16 protein-coding genes are annotated in these 16,958 nt (G+C 67.7%); 3 read left to right on the plus strand and 13 right to left on the minus strand.

Annotated elements, in window-relative coordinates; translation table 11 throughout:
• Positions 1-85 precede the first annotated feature (85 nt).
• The 10 genes from atpD to V5F78_RS19210 form a co-directional block, all read right to left on the minus strand.
• Complete coding sequence (gene atpD / locus V5F78_RS19165; RefSeq protein WP_394070196.1) at positions 86-1,522, minus strand: F0F1 ATP synthase subunit beta; 1,437 nt, start codon at positions 1,520-1,522, stop codon at positions 86-88.
• A gap of 34 nt (positions 1,523-1,556) precedes the next feature.
• On the minus strand, positions 1,557-2,426 hold the full coding sequence (locus V5F78_RS19170; RefSeq protein WP_394070198.1) for a F0F1 ATP synthase subunit gamma: 870 nt from the start codon (positions 2,424-2,426) through the stop codon (positions 1,557-1,559).
• 30 nt (positions 2,427-2,456) lie between these two features.
• A complete protein-coding gene (gene atpA / locus V5F78_RS19175; protein WP_394070200.1) occupies positions 2,457-3,986 on the minus strand; it encodes a F0F1 ATP synthase subunit alpha in 1,530 nt (509 codons plus the stop codon).
• Positions 3,986-4,516 (minus strand): F0F1 ATP synthase subunit delta, encoded by a 531-nt coding sequence (locus tag V5F78_RS19180; RefSeq protein WP_394070451.1) that lies wholly within the window; start codon positions 4,514-4,516, stop codon positions 3,986-3,988. The genes atpA and V5F78_RS19180 overlap by 1 nt, the downstream gene beginning before the upstream one ends.
• 440 nt (positions 4,517-4,956) lie before the next feature.
• Positions 4,957-6,306 (minus strand): S41 family peptidase, encoded by a 1,350-nt coding sequence (locus V5F78_RS19185; RefSeq protein ID WP_394070202.1) that lies wholly within the window; start codon positions 6,304-6,306, stop codon positions 4,957-4,959.
• Positions 6,303-7,640 (minus strand): murein hydrolase activator EnvC family protein, encoded by a 1,338-nt coding sequence (locus V5F78_RS19190; protein WP_394070204.1) that lies wholly within the window; start codon positions 7,638-7,640, stop codon positions 6,303-6,305. Before V5F78_RS19190 ends, V5F78_RS19185 begins: the two co-directional genes overlap by 4 nt.
• A 109-nt stretch (positions 7,641-7,749) precedes the next feature.
• On the minus strand, positions 7,750-8,232 hold the full coding sequence (gene rlmH, locus V5F78_RS19195) for a 23S rRNA (pseudouridine(1915)-N(3))-methyltransferase RlmH (RefSeq protein WP_394070206.1): 483 nt from the start codon (positions 8,230-8,232) through the stop codon (positions 7,750-7,752).
• Between the two features lie 36 nt (positions 8,233-8,268).
• Positions 8,269-8,646, minus strand: coding sequence for a ribosome silencing factor (gene rsfS, locus V5F78_RS19200; protein WP_394070208.1), 378 nt, complete (start codon positions 8,644-8,646; stop codon positions 8,269-8,271).
• Between the two features lie 115 nt (positions 8,647-8,761).
• Positions 8,762-9,454: a nicotinate-nucleotide adenylyltransferase gene (locus V5F78_RS19205; RefSeq protein WP_394070210.1), complete on the minus strand. Its 693-nt coding sequence runs from the start codon at positions 9,452-9,454 to the stop codon at positions 8,762-8,764.
• A gap of 5 nt (positions 9,455-9,459) precedes the next feature.
• Positions 9,460-10,701, minus strand: a complete 1,242-nt coding sequence (locus V5F78_RS19210) for a glutamate-5-semialdehyde dehydrogenase (RefSeq protein WP_394070453.1) — start codon at positions 10,699-10,701, stop codon at positions 9,460-9,462.
• A gap of 316 nt (positions 10,702-11,017) precedes the next feature.
• Here V5F78_RS19210 and V5F78_RS19215 point away from each other — a divergent pair, with 316 nt between their 5' ends.
• Positions 11,018-11,836 (plus strand): FG-GAP repeat domain-containing protein, encoded by an 819-nt coding sequence (locus V5F78_RS19215; protein ID WP_394070212.1) that lies wholly within the window; start codon positions 11,018-11,020, stop codon positions 11,834-11,836.
• A 35-nt stretch (positions 11,837-11,871) separates the two neighbouring features.
• Here the strand turns inward: V5F78_RS19215 and proB are convergent, their stop codons facing one another.
• The 3 genes from proB to obgE all read right to left on the minus strand — a co-directional run bounded on the left by proB (position 11,872) and on the right by obgE (position 14,403).
• On the minus strand, positions 11,872-13,002 hold the full coding sequence (gene proB / locus V5F78_RS19220; RefSeq protein WP_394070213.1) for a glutamate 5-kinase: 1,131 nt from the start codon (positions 13,000-13,002) through the stop codon (positions 11,872-11,874).
• A gap of 140 nt (positions 13,003-13,142) precedes the next feature.
• Positions 13,143-13,328: a hypothetical protein gene (locus V5F78_RS19225; protein WP_394078828.1), complete on the minus strand. Its 186-nt coding sequence runs from the start codon at positions 13,326-13,328 to the stop codon at positions 13,143-13,145.
• 40 nt (positions 13,329-13,368) lie between these two features.
• Positions 13,369-14,403, minus strand: coding sequence for a GTPase ObgE (gene obgE / locus V5F78_RS19230; protein ID WP_394070216.1), 1,035 nt, complete (start codon positions 14,401-14,403; stop codon positions 13,369-13,371).
• 162 nt (positions 14,404-14,565) lie between these two features.
• Between obgE and V5F78_RS19235 the strand changes: the two genes are divergently transcribed.
• Entirely contained in the window at positions 14,566-16,740 is a 2,175-nt protein-coding gene (locus V5F78_RS19235) for a primosomal protein N' (protein ID WP_394070217.1), read from the plus strand.
• An 89-nt stretch (positions 16,741-16,829) separates the two neighbouring features.
• The gene (locus tag V5F78_RS19240) at positions 16,830-16,958 is read left to right on the plus strand and encodes a hypothetical protein (RefSeq protein ID WP_394070218.1); all 129 of its coding nucleotides are present in this window, start codon (positions 16,830-16,832) and stop codon (positions 16,956-16,958) included.

Here is a 16,958-nt window from a genome sequence, read left to right on the forward strand (position 1 = left end):
TGCGATGCCGACCCCGTGCCCGCAGGTTGCGGATTTGGGATCGGCCTCTGTCAACCTACAGGCCCGCAGGCTCCGGCGGTTAAAATCAGGCGGCGGCGGCCGCCATCTTCTTACCCTTCTCGATGGCTTCCTCAATGGTGCCCACCATGTAGAAGGCGCCTTCCGGCAGGTGGTCGTACTTGCCTTCCACCAGGCCCTTGAAGCCCTTGATGGTGTCGGCGAGGTCGACCAGCTTGCCGGGCGAGCCGGTGAACACTTCGGCCACGTGGAACGGCTGGGAGAGGAAGCGCTCGATCTTGCGGGCGCGCGACACCACCAGCTTGTCCTCTTCGCTCAGCTCGTCCATGCCGAGAATGGCGATGATGTCCTGGAGCGACTTGTAGCGCTGCAGGGTCTGCTGAACCTGACGGGCCACGTTGTAATGCTCGTCGCCGATCACCAGCGGGGAGAGGATGCGCGAGGTGGAGTCCAGCGGGTCCACCGCCGGATAGATGCCCTTTTCCGCGATCGAGCGCGACAGAACGGTGGTCGCGTCCAGATGGGCGAACGAGGCGGCGGGCGCCGGGTCGGTCAGATCGTCGGCGGGCACGTAAATGGCCTGCACCGAGGTGATCGACCCCTTGGTGGTGGTGGTGATGCGCTCCTGCAGCGCGCCCATGTCGGTCGCCAGGGTCGGCTGATAGCCCACCGCCGACGGAATGCGGCCGAGCAGCGCCGACACTTCCGAGCCGGCCTGGGTGAAGCGGAAGATGTTGTCCACGAAGAACAGCACATCCTGGCCCTGGTCGCGGAAATGCTCGGCGACGGTGAGGCCGGTCAGCGCGACGCGGGCGCGGGCGCCCGGGGGCTCGTTCATCTGGCCGTAGACCAGGGCGCACTTGGAGCCGGCGGCCGAGCCGTCATGCTCGTGCGGGTCCACGTTCACCTTGGACTCGATCATTTCGTAATAAAGATCGTTGCCCTCGCGGGTGCGCTCGCCCACGCCGGCGAACACGGAATAGCCGCCGTGCGCCTTCGCGATATTGTTGATCAGCTCCATGATGAGCACGGTCTTGCCGACGCCCGCGCCGCCGAACAGGCCGATCTTGCCGCCCTTGGAATAGGGCGCCAGCAGATCGACCACCTTGATGCCGGTCACGAGGATCTCGGCCTCGGTGGACTGCTCGGCATAGGTCGGGGCTTCCTGGTGGATGGCGCGGACCATCTCGCCGACGATCGGGCCCAGCTCGTCCACCGGCTCGCCGATGACGTTCATGATGCGGCCGAGGGTGGCTTCGCCCACCGGCACCTGGATCGGCGCGCCGGTATCGGTCACCGGCTGGCCGCGGACCAGGCCCTCGGTGGAGTCCATGGCGATGGTGCGCACGGTGTTCTCGCCGAGATGCTGGGCCACTTCCAGCACCAGGCGGTTGCCCTGGTTCGTGGTCTCCAGGGCGTTGAGGATTGCCGGCAGGTGGCCGTCGAACTGCACGTCGACGACGGCGCCGATGACCTGAGAGATGCGTCCGGTGGGGTTGGCCATAGTTCGTCGTCCTTGTGTCTCGACCGCGCTGCCGTCAGAGCGCTTCTGCGCCGGAGATGATCTCGATGAGTTCCTTCGTGATCATGGCCTGGCGCGTGCGGTTGTAGATGAGGGTCTGCTTCTTGATCATCTCGCCCGCGTTGCGGGTGGCGTTGTCCATGGCGCTCATCTGCGAGCCATAGAAGGACGCCTGATTTTCCAGCAGGGCGCGGAACACCTGGACCGCGAGATTGCGCGGCAGCAGGTCGGCGAGGATCTCGCCTTCGTCCGGCTCGTAATCATAGGTGCTCGCCTCGCCGCCCTTCTCCTCGAAGGTGGCGGGGATGATCTGCTGCGCGGTCGGGATCTGCGAGATCACCGACTTGAAGTGCGAGAAGAACAGGGTGCAGACGTCGAACTCGCCCTTGTTGAAACGGGCGATGATCTTTTCCGCGATGTCCTGGGCATTCACGAAGCCGAGCGTGCGCACCGACCGAAGGTCGACCAGTTCGACGATCTGGTTCGGGAAGGTGCGGCGCAGCTGGTCGTAGCCCTTGCGGCCGACGCAGAAGAACTTCACGTCCTTCCCCTGGGCCATCAGGGCATAGGCCCGCTCGCGCGCGAAGCGCACGATCTGGGTGTTGAAGGCACCGCACAGGCCGCGCTCGGAGGTGCAGACGAGCAGCAGGTGCTTCTCATCCTTGCCCGTGCCCGCGAGAAGAAGGGGCGTATCGGCGCTGACCGTGACGCCGGACGCCAGATTGCCGAGCACGGCATCCATGCGCTCGGCGAACGGGCGCGCGGCCTCCGCCATGGTCTGGGCGCGACGCAGCTTCGCCGCGGCGACCATCTGCATCGCCTTGGTGATCTTCTGCGTCGCCTTGACCGAGGCGATCCGGTTTCTAAGTTCTTTCAGGCTCGCCATTGCGCCCGTCCATCAATCTCGAGGAAAGGCTCAGGAAAAGCTCTTGGAAAAGGCGTCGATGGCCTTCGTGAGCTTCTCCTGGGTCTCCTTGGACATTTCCTTGGAGGTGCGAATGGTGTCGAGAATGTCCTGGTGCTGCGAGCGCAGCGCCAGCAGCAGGCCGGCCTCGAACTCGCGGACCTTGGAGACGGGCAGCGGGTCGAGATAGCCGTTGGTGCCGGCGAAGATCACGACCACCTGCTCCTCGACCTTCAGCGGCGAGAACTGGCCCTGCTTCAGCAGTTCCGTCAGGCGCGCGCCGCGGTTCAGCAGCTTCTGGGTGGAGGCGTCGAGGTCGGAGCCGAACTGGGCGAAGGCCGCCAGTTCGCGGTACTGGGCGAGCTCGCCCTTGATCTTGCCCGCCACCTGCTTCATCGCCTTGATCTGGGCGGAGGAGCCGACGCGCGACACCGAGAGGCCGACGTTCACCGCCGGGCGGATGCCCTGGTAGAACAGGTCGGATTCCAGGAAGATCTGGCCGTCGGTGATGGAGATCACGTTGGTCGGGATATAGGCCGACACGTCGTTGGCCTGGGTCTCGATCACCGGGAGGGCGGTCAGCGAGCCGGCGCCGTTGGCGTCGTTCAGCTTGGCCGCGCGCTCCAGCAGGCGCGAGTGGAGATAGAACACGTCGCCGGGATAGGCTTCGCGGCCCGGCGGGCGGCGCAGCAGCAGCGACATCTGGCGATAGGCGACCGCCTGCTTGGACAGATCGTCATGGACGATCAGGGCGTGCATGCCGTTGTCGCGGAAGAACTCGCCCATGGCGGTGCCGGAGAACGGCGCCAGGAACTGCATGGGGGCCGGGTCGGAAGCGGTGGCGGCGACGATGATGGAATATTCCAGCGCGCCCTGCTCTTCCAGCACCTTCACGAACTGCGCGACCGTGGAGCGCTTCTGGCCCACCGCCACATAGACGCAATAGAGCTTGGCCTTCTCGTCCGTACCCATGTTGATGGGCTTCTGGTTGAGAATGGTGTCGAGCGCGACGGCGGTCTTGCCGGTCTGGCGATCGCCGATGATCAGCTCGCGCTGGCCACGGCCGACCGGGATCAGCGCGTCGATGGCCTTCAGGCCGGTCTGCATGGGCTCATGCACCGACTTGCGGGGGATGATGCCCGGCGCCTTCACGTCCACGCGGCGGCGCTCGGTGTATTCGATCGGGCCCTTGCCGTCGATCGGATTGCCCAGCGCGTCCACGACGCGGCCCAGCAGACCCTTGCCGACCGGCACGTCCACGATGGCGCCGGTGCGCTTGACGGTCTGGCCTTCCTTGATCTCGCGGTCGGAGCCGAAGATCACGATACCGACATTGTCGATTTCGAGGTTCAGCGCCATGCCGCGGGTGCCGTTCTCGAACTCGACCATCTCGCCCGCTTGGACGTTGTCGAGACCATAAGCGCGCGCAATGCCGTCGCCCACGGAGAGAACCTGACCGACCTCCGAGACTTCCGCCTCCTGGCCGAAATTCTGGATCTGCTCTTTCAGGATGGCAGAGATTTCAGCGGCTCGAATGTCCATCAGCGGACCTCTTTCATCGCATGCCGGATAGAATTGAGTTTGGTCTTCAAAGAAGCATCGACCATGCGCGAGCCGAGCTTCACGATCAGACCACCGATGATGGACGGATCGACGGTTACGTCGAGGCTCACGTCCTTGCCGGTCTTTTGAGCCAGCGCTTCTTTCAGCGCGGCGATATGGGTGTCGCTCAGCGGCTCGGCGGCAGTCACCTGCGCCGTCACCTCGCCGCGATGGGCGGCGACCAGAGCGTTGAAAGCGGAAATCATGGTCGGCAGCGCGAACAGGCGGCGATTGCTGGCCACGAGCTTGACGAAATTCGCGGTGATGCCGGTGATGCCGATGCTCGCCATCACGGCGGCAATGGCGCGGGATTGCTCCTCGGCGCCGAAGACCGGGCTGCGCACGAGACGGCCGAGGTCGGCATTCTCCGCGATCAGGCCCGACAACGTGCCGAGGTCTGCCTTCACGGCGTCGAGGGTTCCCGCCTCGTTCGCCAATTCGAACAGTGCGGTCGCATAGCGCCCCGCCATGCCTGACACGATCGTCTCCGCCACCCGCGCCTCTCTCGGGTCCGCAACCTCCGCCGCGCGATCCGCGCGATTGGAGACCCAAACCCTTGATCTGTTGGGAATATCCATGCTCACCCCCGAAACGCCGACAAGGCCGGTCTCCGGAAGTCGGGGTTGCCTAACACAGGCTTTGCGAAGCGGCAACACGACCGAGTGAAGGGCACAGTGCCGCATTGACGCACCGCGGCCCCGCAAAGCCCGCAATTCCCTGCCCTTAGGGCAGAAATTTTCCTTTTATACCGCAGCTTTGCCCACAAAACGCATCGCCGGCAAGCAATCGCGACGCGCGTGCGCTGCAAAACGGAAACAGTCTTTTTCCGGCAAAAAAAGACCCGCCGGCACAACCGGCGGGTCCTGAATGCTTGAGGGGATCCGGAATGGCGGACCCGCCCGGATTCGCCTCAGTTGGCGGAGGTGGTCTTGTTGGGGTTCGGCGGGAAGGCAGCGTTCTTGATGGTGCCCTCCAGCAGTTCCACCGCCATCTTCAGCTGGGTGTCGTCCTTCGGATCGGCCGGGACGTAGGAGGGCGAACCCGCCTGCTCGTCGTCGCCGTTCTTCAGATGGCCCTTCAGCGAGGCTTCGCCGCGCGTGGTGTCGCCTGCGGCGGCGCCGAGCTTGGCCTTCTGGTCGTCCGGCAGATCCTGGATCAGGATGATGTCCGGCTCGATGCCCTTGGCTTGGATCGAGCGGCCCGACGGTGTGTAATAGCGCGCCGTGGTGAGCCGCAGCGCGCCATTGCCGCCGAGCGGGATGATGGTCTGCACCGAGCCCTTGCCGAACGTGCGCGAGCCGAGGATGGTCGCCCGCTTGTGATCCTGGAGCGCGCCGGCGACGATTTCCGAGGCCGAGGCGGAGCCGCCGTTGGTCAGCACGATCACCGGCTTGCCCTTGGTCAGATCGCCGCCACGCGCGTTGAAGCGCTGGGTTTCGTCGGCATTGCGGCCACGGGTGGAGACGATCTCGCCCTTGTCCAGGAACGCGTCCGACACCGCGATCGCCTGGTCGAGCAGGCCACCGGGATTGTTGCGCAGGTCGACGATATAACCCTTGATCTTGTCGGCGCCGATCTGGGCGGTGGTGTCCTCGATCGCCTTCTTCAGATTGTCGAAGGTCTGCTCGTTGAACGAGGTGATGCGCAGATAGGCGATGTCGCCATTCTCGATTCGCGAACGCACCGCGCGAATCTTGATGGTGTCGCGCACCACCTTGATCTCGATCGGCTTGTCCTGGCCCTTGCGGGCGATGGTGAGGCGAATCGGCGTGTTGACCGCGCCGCGCATCTTCTCCACCGCCTGGTTCAGGGTGAGGCCTTGCACCTGGTCGTCGTCGAGCTTGGTGATGATGTCGCCCGCCTGCACGCCGGCCTTGGCGGCCGGGGTATCGTCGATGGGGGCGATGACCTTCACGAGGCCGTCTTCCATGGTGACCTCGATACCGAGGCCGCCGAACTCGCCGCGGGTCTGCACCTGCATGTCGCGGAAGCTTTTCGCGTCCATATACGACGAGTGCGGATCGAGGCCCTGGAGCATGCCGTTGATGGCGCTTTCCACCAGCTTGGCGTCGTCGGGCTTCTCGACATAATCGGAGCGCACGCGCTCGAACACGTCACCGAACAGGTTGAGCTGGCGGTAGGTGTCGGAAGCCGCCGCCTGCGCGGTCATGGTCGAAAGCATACCTGGCTGGGTTGCCGCGACGGCCACAAGGGCACCGGCCGCAACGCCAAAGAGAAATAGAGACGTACGACGCATCATCCGCGCACCTTCTGACTGTCCGTTGCCGCCCACCAGGGGGCGGGATCGATTGATATTCCGTCCTTGCGGAACTCGACATACAAATGGGGCTGTCCCGAGGCCGAATTCGCTGCCCTTGGACCGTTTCCCATCACTGCCACCGGCTCCCCCGTCAGCACGAACTGACCAAGGTCCACGGTGATGCGTTCCATTCCCGCCATCAGAATATGGTAGCCCCCGCCCGCATTTATGATCAAGAGTTGGCCATAGGAGCGGAACGGGCCAGCATAGACCACCCAGCCGTCGCTCGGGGCTGCGACTTGCGCGCCCGCCCGCGTGGCGATGGTCAACCCCTTTTCGGTGCTGCCGAGCCCGTCCGGCGCGCCGAATTCCCGCAGGCGCACGCCGGCAACCGGCAATGGCAGCAAGCCTTTGGCCTCGCTGAAGGCGATCGCCGGCGCAAGCCGGGCCGGGTTGGTGAGCGCGGCGACCTGTGTCTTCCCCGCCCCTCCTGCCGCTCCGGAATCCTGCGGCGCGGCGCGGGCGGCATCGGCGGCGCGCGCGGCGGGAGCCACTTCCGTTTCCAGGCGGGTCACGAGATCGTGCACGTCGCCGCTGGCCTTGGCGAGGGAATCGGCCTGGGCCTTGTCGCCCGGCTGGGTCGTCCCGCTCTCGGCCTGGCGCCGCTGGCGCTCCGTGACGAGCGCGGCGATGCGGGTGCGATCCTCGCCGAGCGAGCCGCGCAAGGTGGCGAGCGTGTCGCGTGCGCGCGTCAGCTCGGTTCGCACTCGGTTCAATTCGGCGAGATCCGAGGCGAGCGTTTCCGCCTCCACCCGCATTTCCGGCAGCAGCGCGCCGAGCAGGATCGCCGAGCGGACCGCATCCAGCGCATCGTCGGGCCGCATCAGCAGGGCGGGCGGCGGATTGCGACCCATTCGGACCAGGGCCGCGAGGACGTCGGCCAGAACCTCGCGCCGGCTCATCAGCGAGGCGGCGAGCGCGGAGCGGCTGCGGTCCAGCTCGGCCATGCGGCTTTCCACGTCGGTCAGCTTTTGCTCGACCTCGCGGATATGGGTGGTGGTGTCCACCAGCATCTGGGAGAGCTTGCCCCGGTCGCCGCTGGCGCTGGCGAGATCGGCCTGGAGCTGCGCCTGGAAGGCGGCGTTGCGGCGCACATCGTTCTGCAGCGCCTCGGTATCGACCGTAGGCGGGCGCGGCACCGGCTTGGCGGCGCGGGGCACCGGCACCGGGGCGGCGGATCCGGGGGATGACATCTGGCCGCGCGCGGGCCCGGCCTGCGCCAGCGCAAAGCCGACCGCCACCACGCAGAAGAAGGGCCCGGGGCGAAACATCATGAACGCAGACTTAAGCACGCGAAGTTGAGGATGTGTAAACCATCGCACGGCTTCGCCCCGGACATGGCGAAATCACGCGCCCAGACAGGTCAATAGCCTTCAGGAGCCTTCAGGCGCGGTGATAGGGGTGGCCGGAGAGGATAGTGGTGGCGCGATAGAGCTGTTCGGCCAGCATCACCCGCACCAATTGGTGGGGAAAGGTGGCGGCGCCGAACGCCAGCATCAGCTGCGCCCGTGCGCGCAGCGATTCGGCCAGACCGTCCGCCCCACCGATGACCAGGCACAAGGCGGCGGTGCCGCTGTCGCGCGCGGTCTGGATGCGGGTGGCGAAATCCTCGCTGGAGAGCGCGCGGCCACGGGGATCGAGCACCACCACCATGGCCCCATGCGGAATCGCGGCGAGCAAGGCCGCGCCTTCCTCGCTCATGCGGTCCTCCGCGCGGCGTGCGGCGGATTCGGAAAATTCCAGGGTCTCGAAACCGGCGAGCCCGAGCGCGCGGCCGCTGGCCCGCGCCCGCTCGACATAACGTGTCACAAGGTCCCGCTCGGCTCCGGCTTTCAGCCTGCCGATACATACCAGCGAAATGCGCACCGCGCGTTCAGCCTGAGCGGGAAACGCCGCGCGCCATCAGGCGCGCGCGGTCCCGGACCACATCTTCTCGATGGAATAGAAGCTGCGAACCTCGGGCTGGAAGACGTGAATGATCACATCCCCGGCGTCGATGAGCACCCAGTCGCAGGCCGGCTGGCCTTCGACGCGCACGTCGCGCACACCGGCCGCCTTGAGCGCCTCGATGAGGTGCTCGGAGATGCCGCCCACATGCCGCTGCGAGCGGCCGGACGCCACCACCATATAGTCGGCGATGGATGTTTTGCCCCGCAGGTCGATGGAGACGATGTCTTCCGACTTGTCGTCGTCCAGCTGGGCGGTAACGAGGGCGAGGACTTCCTCAGCGTCGGGCGCTTCGGAAATCGATGCGGGCGCCGGGTTGGGGGCGGCCGCCATGAGAGCCGTCGTGGACAGTGGTCCAAATCCTCTCGAAAATTAACGCGGACTCCTGGGGCAGGCGATGCCGAACCCTGAGGCCACATAGTCAAAATGCGCTCAAATCAACGGAAAATCAAGACTTGTGGCCGAGCGGCCCGCGCGCCGGCCATTCCGAGACTTGTTGTGCAGCGCGAATTCCCGTTGAGGAAACGGGAGATTTCATTCCGTGGAGGAACACCCAGGCGGGCGGAGCGAGGGTCGGCAGAATGGCCGCGTCGCTCTCGTCGATGCGGAATCGGCCCAGCGCCTGCGCCCCGAGCGAGGCGGTGGCGGCCAGGCTGTCGCCCATGCGGTCCACCACGGCGATGGGTAGCAGGTTCGCGAGATCCCGCCAGCGCTGCCAGCGGCTGAAATGAGCGAGGTTGTCCGCCCCCATGAGCCACACGAAACGCACCTGTGGCAGGCGCGCCCGCAGCGCCGCCACCGTTTCATAGCTATAGCGCGTGCCGAGCCGCGCCTCGATGCCCGTGACATCAATCAGCGGGTGGTGCGCCACCGTGCGGGCATAGGCCACCCGGGCCGCGAGCGAGGGGAGATTACGATTATCCTTCAAGGGATTGCCCGGCGTCACCAGCCACCATACCCGGTCGAGGCCGAGCCGCCGCAACGCCAGCAGGCTGGCGGCGCGATGCGCGCCGTGGGCGGGATTGAAGCTGCCGCCGAACAAGCCGATGCGCATGCCCGCCGTGGCCAGCGGCTGGCGCGTGGCGGCGCGCTCGCCGAGCGGCGCGGCCGGCTGTGTTTCCGGGGCGCGCGCGCGTGTCATGCAGGTCACGGACGGGTCTGCCCGGCCCCGTGCACGCGGTATTTGAACGAGGTCAGCTGCTCCGCTCCCACCGGGCCGCGGGCATGCATGCGCCCCGTGGCGATGCCGATCTCGGCGCCGAAGCCAAACTCGCCGCCATCGGCGAACTGGGTGGAGGCATTGTGCATGACGATCGCCGAATCCACTTCGCTGAGGAAGCGGCGGGCCGCGTCCTCATCCTGCGTGATGATGGAATCGGTGTGGTGCGAGCCGTGCCCTTCGATATGGGCAACGGCCTCGTCCAGCCCCGCCACCACCCTCACCGAGATGATGGCATCCTCATATTCCGTGTCCCAATCGGCATCGTTTGCCGGCAAAACGCGCGGATCGGCCGCCTGCGCCGCCGCATCGCCGCGCACTTCGCAGCCGGCATCGAGCAGCATCTCGATCAGCGGCTTGAGATGGGTCGGCGCGCTGGCTTCGTCCACCAGGAGCGTCTCGGCCGCGCCGCAGATCCCGGTGCGGCGCATCTTGGCGTTCAGCAGCACGGTCTTGGCCATGGCGAGATCGGCCGGCGCGTGCACATAGACATGGACGATGCCGTCGAGATGGGCGAACACGGGCACCCGCGCCTCGCTCTGCACCCGCGCCACCAGCCCCTTGCCGCCGCGCGGCACGATCACGTCCAGGTTCCCGCCGAGCCCCTTGAGCATCTCGCCCACCGCGCCGCGATCGGCGAACGGCACGAATTGCACCGCATCCGCCGGCAGGCCGGCTCCCACGAGCCCGGCGACGAACGCTTTGTGAATGGCGCCGCTCGATCCCAGGCTGTCGGAGCCGCCGCGCAGCACCACCGCATTGCCGGCACGCACGCAAAGCGCCGCCGCATCGGCGGTGACATTGGGCCGGCTCTCATAGATCACGCCGATCACGCCGAGCGGCGTGCGCACGCGCTCGATGATCAGGCCGTTCGGGCGGGTCCAGCGTTCGGTGACCTTGCCGACGGGATCGGGCAAGGCCGCCACCGCCTCGATGCCGGCGGCGATCGCCTCCACCCGCGCCTCGGTGAGGGCGAGCCGATCCTGGAACGCGGCGGACATGCCGTCGGCCCGCGCGCGCACCAGGTCGTCCGCATTGGCGGCGAGGATTTCGCCCGTGGCGGCACGGATGGCGCGCGCCGAGGCCAGAAGCGCACGTGATTTCGTCTCCGCGTCCGCGACGGCGAGAATACGCGCGGCGGCGCGGGCGCGCTTGCCCATGTCCAGCATGGTTCCGGCCAGATCCGACGGCGGCACCGCACGATCGCCGATCGCGGGGGCGTTCACTCGGGCGGCGCTGGACGTGGACATGGCTTCAACTCACGGACGGAACACGCAATATCCCGGCTTCGCACGCGCCGTGGGACTGCGTTTCATTAGCATGCCCTATGTGCGTGGCGACAGCCCCTAACGCAAGGGCTCCCGGCGCCCCGGCCTCCCGCAGATGTGAGCCGGTGCCGGCCGCCACCATGCTAGGGCTGGGCCATGTCGCGCGCTTCGCGGCTCCCATCGGGTCTTGCTCCGCATGACAGGCTTGCGCTCTTGGATGCCGCTTCTCGCCCTCCTGGCCGCCGCCGGCCCGGTCCATGCGACAACGCCGAGCGCGCCGGCCGTGGTCGGCCAGGTGGCGCACGGGGGGAAAAACATCGCCGAGGCCTATCTGGCCGATCCGACCGGGCGCTATCGCCATTTCGTCCTTGGTGCCGAATATGAGGCCGCGAGCCTGGTGGTGCGCCTCACGGACGGGCGCACCCTCAAGCTGGTCCTGCCGGACGACGAAGTGTTCGAGGACCGGATCCCCCGCCTCGCCGACCTCGACGGCGATGGCAGCGACGAGATCGTGCTGGTGCGGACCTCCGCGCGCCAGGGCACGTCCCTGGTGGTGATCGCGCAGCAGGGCGCGCACCTCGCCATCATCGCCCAATCGCCGAGCACCGGCGGTCCCCACCGCTGGCTGAACCCGGCCGGGATCGCGGATTTCAACGGCGACGGCCGGCTCGACGTCGCTTATGTGCAGCAGCCCCATGCGGTGGGCCTGCTGCGGGTGTTCACCCTCTCGGGCGGCGCGCTTAAGGAAATCGCTTCGCTTCCAGGCGTGTCCAATCATGCGGCGGGATCGAACCAGCAGGGCATGTCGGCGGTCGCGGACTTCGACGGCGACGGCATCGCCGATCTCGCGCTCCCGTCCTTCGATCGCCGCAGCCTGCTGTTCATTTCCTTTGCCGGCGGACCGCACGTGCTGAAGCGCGTGCCCCTGGCCGAGGCCGCCACCACCAATTTCAAGCTGGCGCAGGAGGGTGGCGCGCCGGCGGTCATCGTGGGCCTGCCGGGCGGGCGTCATGTAACGGTGGCTTACCCGCGCTAAGACGGACCCGCGCAAAGACCGCCGGAGGGCGGCGCCTATTCCGCGCCCACGGCCATGTCGTCGCGATGGATCAGCTCCAGGCGGCCCTGGAAGCCGAGGATGGCCTCGATCTCGGCGCTGGCGCGGCCGATAATGCGCTCGGCATGGTCGCTGTCATAGGCGACCAGCCCGCGCCCGATCTCGCCGCCGTCCGGGCCGCGCAGCAGCACCGCGTCGCCCCGTTCGAACAGGCCTTCCACCCGCGTCACCCCCGCGGGCAGGAGACTTGCGCCGCGCCGCAGGGCCGCGACCGCGCCCTCGTCCAGGTGCAGGATGCCGCGCGGCTCCAATGTCCCACCGATCCAGGCCTTGCGGGCGCGCGCAGGGGTGGCGCCGCTGAGGAACCAGGTGCAGCGCCCACCGTCCAGGATCGCCCGCAGCGGGTTTTTCACATGGCCGGACGCGATCACCATGTGCGTTCCGGCGGAAGTGGCGATCTTGCCGGCCTCGATCTTGGTGCGCATGCCGCCGCGCGAGAGTTCCGAGCCCGCCGCGCCCGCCATGCCCTCGATCTCGGCGGTGATGCGCGGCACGACGGGGATATGGCGCGCGTCGGAATTCTGCGCCGGCGGAGCGGTATAAAGCCCGTCGATGTCCGAGAGCAGGATCAGGAGATCGGCGCTCGCCATGGTGGCGACGCGGGCGGCGAGGCGGTCGTTGTCGCCATAGCGGATTTCGCTGGTGGCCACGGTGTCGTTCTCGTTGATGACAGGAACCGCGCGATATTCCAAAAGCCGCGCCAGGGTGGAGCGGGCATTGAGATAGCGCCGGCGCTCTTCCGTATCGCGCAGCGTCAGGAGGATCTGGCCCGCCGTGACATTCTCATGGGCGAGGATTTCCGACCAGGTCCGGGCCAGCGCGATCTGTCCCACGGCGGCGGCGGCCTGGCTGTCCTCCAGCTTCAGGGCGCCCCGCGGCAGGCCGAGCACCGTGCGCCCGAGCGCGATGGCGCCCGAGGAGACCACCAGCACATCCTTGCCCTCGGCATGCAGCGCGCCGATGTCTTCGGCCAGCGAGGTCAGCCACGGCAGGCGGACTTTTCCGCGTGCGGAATCCACCAGCAGGGCCGAGCCCACCTTGATGACGATGCGGCGGAAATCGGCGAGGGAGGGAACGGCAGAGGTCACGGATCGGGTCTTCACTTCAGCCGGCGTCCGGGGGTGCCCGTCGGCGGCGCAGGGGCGGGAGCCGCCTCAGATATCCCAAGCCGGCTCTTCGGGCCAGAGGCGGAACGGCGAGGCTGCCGCGCGTCCGGCGCCGGGCGGGGTCAGCGCAGCTTGGCGATGGTGAGGCCGTCGGCCTTGGCGCGGATCTTCACCGATTCCTCGCTGCGGGTCAGCGCCTGGGCGATGCCCTTCAGCGACATGCCCTTCTTGGCGCAGGCGTGCAGTTTCTGGATCTCGTCCGAGGTCCAGGGCTGACGATGGCGTTCGAAGCGTTCTCCCGCCATCATCGGCCCGCCTGTGTTGTGCCCTGGAAGGCCCGGGCGACGCTCACGGCCGCCACTCGGGCTTGGGAGCGGCTTCCGCTTCTTCCACGCGGCCGTCGGTGACCACCTTGAACAGCATGCGCAACGCATCCTGCATGCCCTGGCCGGACTGGGCGGAGAGCAGAAGCGGCTTCTTCTTCGCCGCGCGCTGCAGCCGCTCCTTCTGCTGCTTGAGCAGTTCGGGCGAGAGCGCGTCGATCTTGGAGAGCGCGACGATCTCCGGCTTCTCGTCGAGCCCGGCGCCATAGGCCGCAAGCTCGGCGCGCACGGTCTTATAGGCCTTGCCGGCATGCTCGCAGGTGCCGTCCACCAGATGCAGCAGGGCCCGGCAGCGCTCGATATGGGCCAGGAACCGGTCGCCGATGCCATGCCCCTCGTGCGCGCCCTCGATCAGGCCGGGAATATCGGCGAGCACGAATTCGCGGTCATCCACCCGCACCACGCCGAGCCCCGGATGCAGGGTGGTGAACGGATAATCGGCGATCTTCGGCTTGGCAGCGGTGGTGGCGGCCAGAAAGGTGGACTTGCCGGCATTGGGCAGGCCGATCAGGCCGGCGTCGGCGATCAGCTTCAGCCGCAGCCAGATCCACTTCTCCTCGCCTTCCAGGCCCGGATTGGCCCGGCGCGGCGCCTGGTTGGTGGAGGTCTTGAACTGGGCATTGCCGAAGCCGCCATTGCCGCCGGAAAGCAGGCGGATGCGCTGGCCCACTTCGGTGAGGTCGGCCAGTACGGTCTCCTCGTCGATATCCAGGATCTCGGTACCGGCCGGCACCTTGAGCACCACGTCGGCGCCCTTGGCGCCGGTGCGGTTGGCGCCCATGCCGTGCTCGCCCTTCTTGGCCTTGAAATGCTGCTGGTAGCGATAGTCGATCAGGGTGTTGAGCCCGTCCACGCACTCCACCCACACGTCGCCGCCGCGCCCGCCGTCGCCGCCGTTTGGACCGCCGAACTCAATGAACTTTTCGCGCCGGAACGAGACGCACCCCGCCCCGCCATCACCGGAGCGCACATATATCTTGGCTTGATCGAGGAATTTCATGGCTTGCAGGTAGCCGCGCGTGATGGCGAAGGCAAGGCCGGAACGGCGTGAACGCTATGTTTTCGTGGTTTCGGTGGACGCACGCACGGCCTTGCCGCGCGCCGGCTGGCATTTCCTCCGCCCCCCTTTGACCTTTCCGCCCGCTCGGACCAAAAAGCGAACATGACCCAACGCCTCGTCGATGTCCTGCTCCCGCTCGGCCTCGACGCTCCTTATTCCTATGCCGTGCCGGATGGGCTCACGCTCGCGCCGGGCGATCTCGTGCAGGTGCCGCTCGGCTCGCGCGGCATGGTGGGGTGCGTGTGGGCGATCCGCACGGACGCGGGGGGCGTCAACGCCGCCAAGCTGAAAAGCGTCAAGGCCAAGCTCGACCACACCCCCTTGCCGGAGGAATTGCGTCGGCTGGTGGATTGGATCGCCGATTATACCCTCGCCCCGCGGGGCATGGTTCTGCGCATGGCGCTGCGCCATGACGAAAGCCCCGGTCCCGGCCGCGAGCGCGTGGGCGTGCGTGCCACCGGCCGCACTCCGGAGCGCATGACCGCCGCCCGCGCGCGCCTGCTCGCCTTCCTCGCGGACGGCTTCGTGCGCGGCAAGGGCGAGGCGGCGCGGGAGGCCGGCGTCTCCCCCTCCGTGGTGGATGGGTTGGTGGACGACGGGGCGTTGGAAACCCTGGTCCTTCCCCCCGAGCCCGCCGCCTATCCGCCCGACGCGTCTTACGCCGTGCCGGAGCTTTCGCCCGAGCAGGCGGGCGCGGCCCAGGCGCTGCGCGCAGCGGTGGCGGCGCGCGATTTCAGCGTTCACCTGCTGGATGGCGTCACCGGCTCCGGCAAGACCGAGGTTTATTTCGAGGCGGTGGCCCAGGCGATCATGGAAGGGCGGCAATCGCTCATCCTGCTGCCCGAAATCGCCCTGACCCAGGCCTTCATGGACCGGTTCACCAAGAGGTTCGGAGTGAAGCCGGCGGAATGGCATTCCGGCGTTTCCACAAAGCGCCGGGCGCGGGTGCTGCGGGGCGTGGCGAGCGGGGAGGTTTCCGTGGTCGCGGGCGCGCGCTCGGCCCTGTTCCTTCCGTTCCGCGATCTCGGCCTCACCATCGTCGATGAGGAGCACGACCCCGCCTATAAGCAGGACGACGGCGTCGCCTATCATGCCCGCGACATGGCGGTGGTGCGCGCGCGGCTCGCGAAAGCGCCCATCGTGCTCGCCTCGGCCACCCCCTCCATCGAGACCGAGGTGAATGCCCGGCGCGGTCGCTACAAGCGGCTTGCGCTGCCGGAGCGGTTCGGCGGCGCGAAGGTGCCGGGGCTCTCGCCCATCGATTTGCGCAAGGAAGGCCCGCCGCGCGGCCGCTGGATCGCCCCGCGACTGGAAGCCGAGATCACCGACACCATGGCGGCGGGCGGGCAGGCGCTGCTGTTCCTCAACCGGCGCGGCTATGCCCCGCTCACCATGTGCCGCGCGTGCGGCCATCGCATGCGCTGCCCTTCCTGTTCGGCCTGGCTGGTGGAGCATCGCTTCCGCCGCCGGCTCGCCTGCCACCATTGCGGCTATCAGGCGCCGATCCCCGACACCTGCCCCGCCTGCAATGCCAAGGACAGCCTGATCCCCTGCGGACCCGGCGTCGAGCGCCTGCAAGAGGAAGTGCAGACCCTGTTCCCCGCCGCCCGCAGCCTCGTGCTCTCCAGCGATCTTTCCGGCGGCGTGGAGCGCATGCGGGCGGAACTGGACGCCGTGGCCAAGGGCGAGGTGGACATTATCGTCGGCACCCAATTGGTGGCGAAGGGGCACAATTTCCCCGGCCTCGCCTTGGTGGGGGTGGTGGATGCGGATGTGGGCCTCGGCCATGGCGATCCGCGCGCGGCCGAGCGCACCTTCCAGCTGGTGCATCAGGTGGCCGGGCGCGCCGGGCGCGGTTCCACCGAGGGGCGCGGCTTCATCCAGACCCACATGCCCGAGCATCCGGTGATGAAGGCGCTCATGCTGGGCGACCGCGCGGCCTTCTATGAAAGCGAGATTGCCTCCCGCGCGGAGGCCCAGCTGCCGCCGTTCGGCCGCATGGCCAGCCTGATCGTTTCGGCGAGCGAGGCCCATGCCGCCGAAGGCCATGCCCGCCGGCTTGCCGCGAGCGCGCCCCTGCATGCCGACGTGCGCGTGCTCGGCCCCGCCGAAGCGCCCCTCGCCTTGCTGCGCGGACGCCATCGCTGGCGGCTGCTGGTGCGCTCGCCTCGCGCCTTCGATCTGTCCGCCTATCTGCGGGGCTGGCGCGAAAGCGCGCCGAAGCCCACGGGCAATGTGCGGGTGGCCATCGACGTGGACCCGCTGAGCTTTCTGTGACGCGCGCCGGGGCGCTTCCCCAACGCGCCGGTTGAAAGCGGCGCGCCCTGCTTTATGGTGCGCCGCGATGCAGGATTAGGGAGCGCGACATGCGCCGTTTTCTTCAGATCGCCCTCGTTGTGGGCTTCGGCCTCGGCGTCGCCGGCTGCGACAAGTGCGGGGACTGGTTCAAGGTGACGCCCACGCACGCCTGCTCCGCCGAGCCGCTGCCCAAGTAG

It is taken from the genome of Roseixanthobacter glucoisosaccharinicivorans, from assembly GCF_043195095.2.
Classification (GTDB): Bacteria; Pseudomonadota; Alphaproteobacteria; order Rhizobiales; family Xanthobacteraceae; genus NCEH01.

What these genes read in the sequence shown, in the direction of transcription:
- atpD (WP_394070196.1), bottom strand. Translation starts at nt 1,522, where the DNA reads ATGGCCAACCCCACCGGACGCATCTCTCAGGTCATCGGCGCCGTCGTC.
- V5F78_RS19170 (WP_394070198.1), bottom strand. Translation starts at nt 2,426, where the DNA reads ATGGCGAGCCTGAAAGAACTTAGAAACCGGATCGCCTCGGTCAAGGCG.
- atpA (WP_394070200.1), bottom strand. Translation starts at nt 3,986, where the DNA reads ATGGACATTCGAGCCGCTGAAATCTCTGCCATCCTGAAAGAGCAGATC.
- V5F78_RS19180 (WP_394070451.1), bottom strand. Translation starts at nt 4,516, where the DNA reads ATGGCGGGGCGCTATGCGACCGCACTGTTCGAATTGGCGAACGAGGCG.
- V5F78_RS19185 (WP_394070202.1), bottom strand. Translation starts at nt 6,306, where the DNA reads ATGATGCGTCGTACGTCTCTATTTCTCTTTGGCGTTGCGGCCGGTGCC.
- V5F78_RS19190 (WP_394070204.1), bottom strand. Translation starts at nt 7,640, where the DNA reads ATGATGTTTCGCCCCGGGCCCTTCTTCTGCGTGGTGGCGGTCGGCTTT.
- rsfS (WP_394070208.1), bottom strand. Translation starts at nt 8,646, where the DNA reads ATGGCGGCCGCCCCCAACCCGGCGCCCGCATCGATTTCCGAAGCGCCC.
- V5F78_RS19205 (WP_394070210.1), bottom strand. Translation starts at nt 9,454, where the DNA reads ATGACACGCGCGCGCGCCCCGGAAACACAGCCGGCCGCGCCGCTCGGC.
- V5F78_RS19210 (WP_394070453.1), bottom strand. Translation starts at nt 10,701, where the DNA reads ATGCTGGACATGGGCAAGCGCGCCCGCGCCGCCGCGCGTATTCTCGCC.
- V5F78_RS19215 (WP_394070212.1), top strand. Translation starts at nt 11,018, where the DNA reads ATGCCGCTTCTCGCCCTCCTGGCCGCCGCCGGCCCGGTCCATGCGACA.
- V5F78_RS19225 (WP_394078828.1), bottom strand. Translation starts at nt 13,328, where the DNA reads ATGATGGCGGGAGAACGCTTCGAACGCCATCGTCAGCCCTGGACCTCG.
- obgE (WP_394070216.1), bottom strand. Translation starts at nt 14,403, where the DNA reads ATGAAATTCCTCGATCAAGCCAAGATATATGTGCGCTCCGGTGATGGC.
- V5F78_RS19235 (WP_394070217.1), top strand. Translation starts at nt 14,566, where the DNA reads ATGACCCAACGCCTCGTCGATGTCCTGCTCCCGCTCGGCCTCGACGCT.
- V5F78_RS19240 (WP_394070218.1), top strand. Translation starts at nt 16,830, where the DNA reads ATGCGCCGTTTTCTTCAGATCGCCCTCGTTGTGGGCTTCGGCCTCGGC.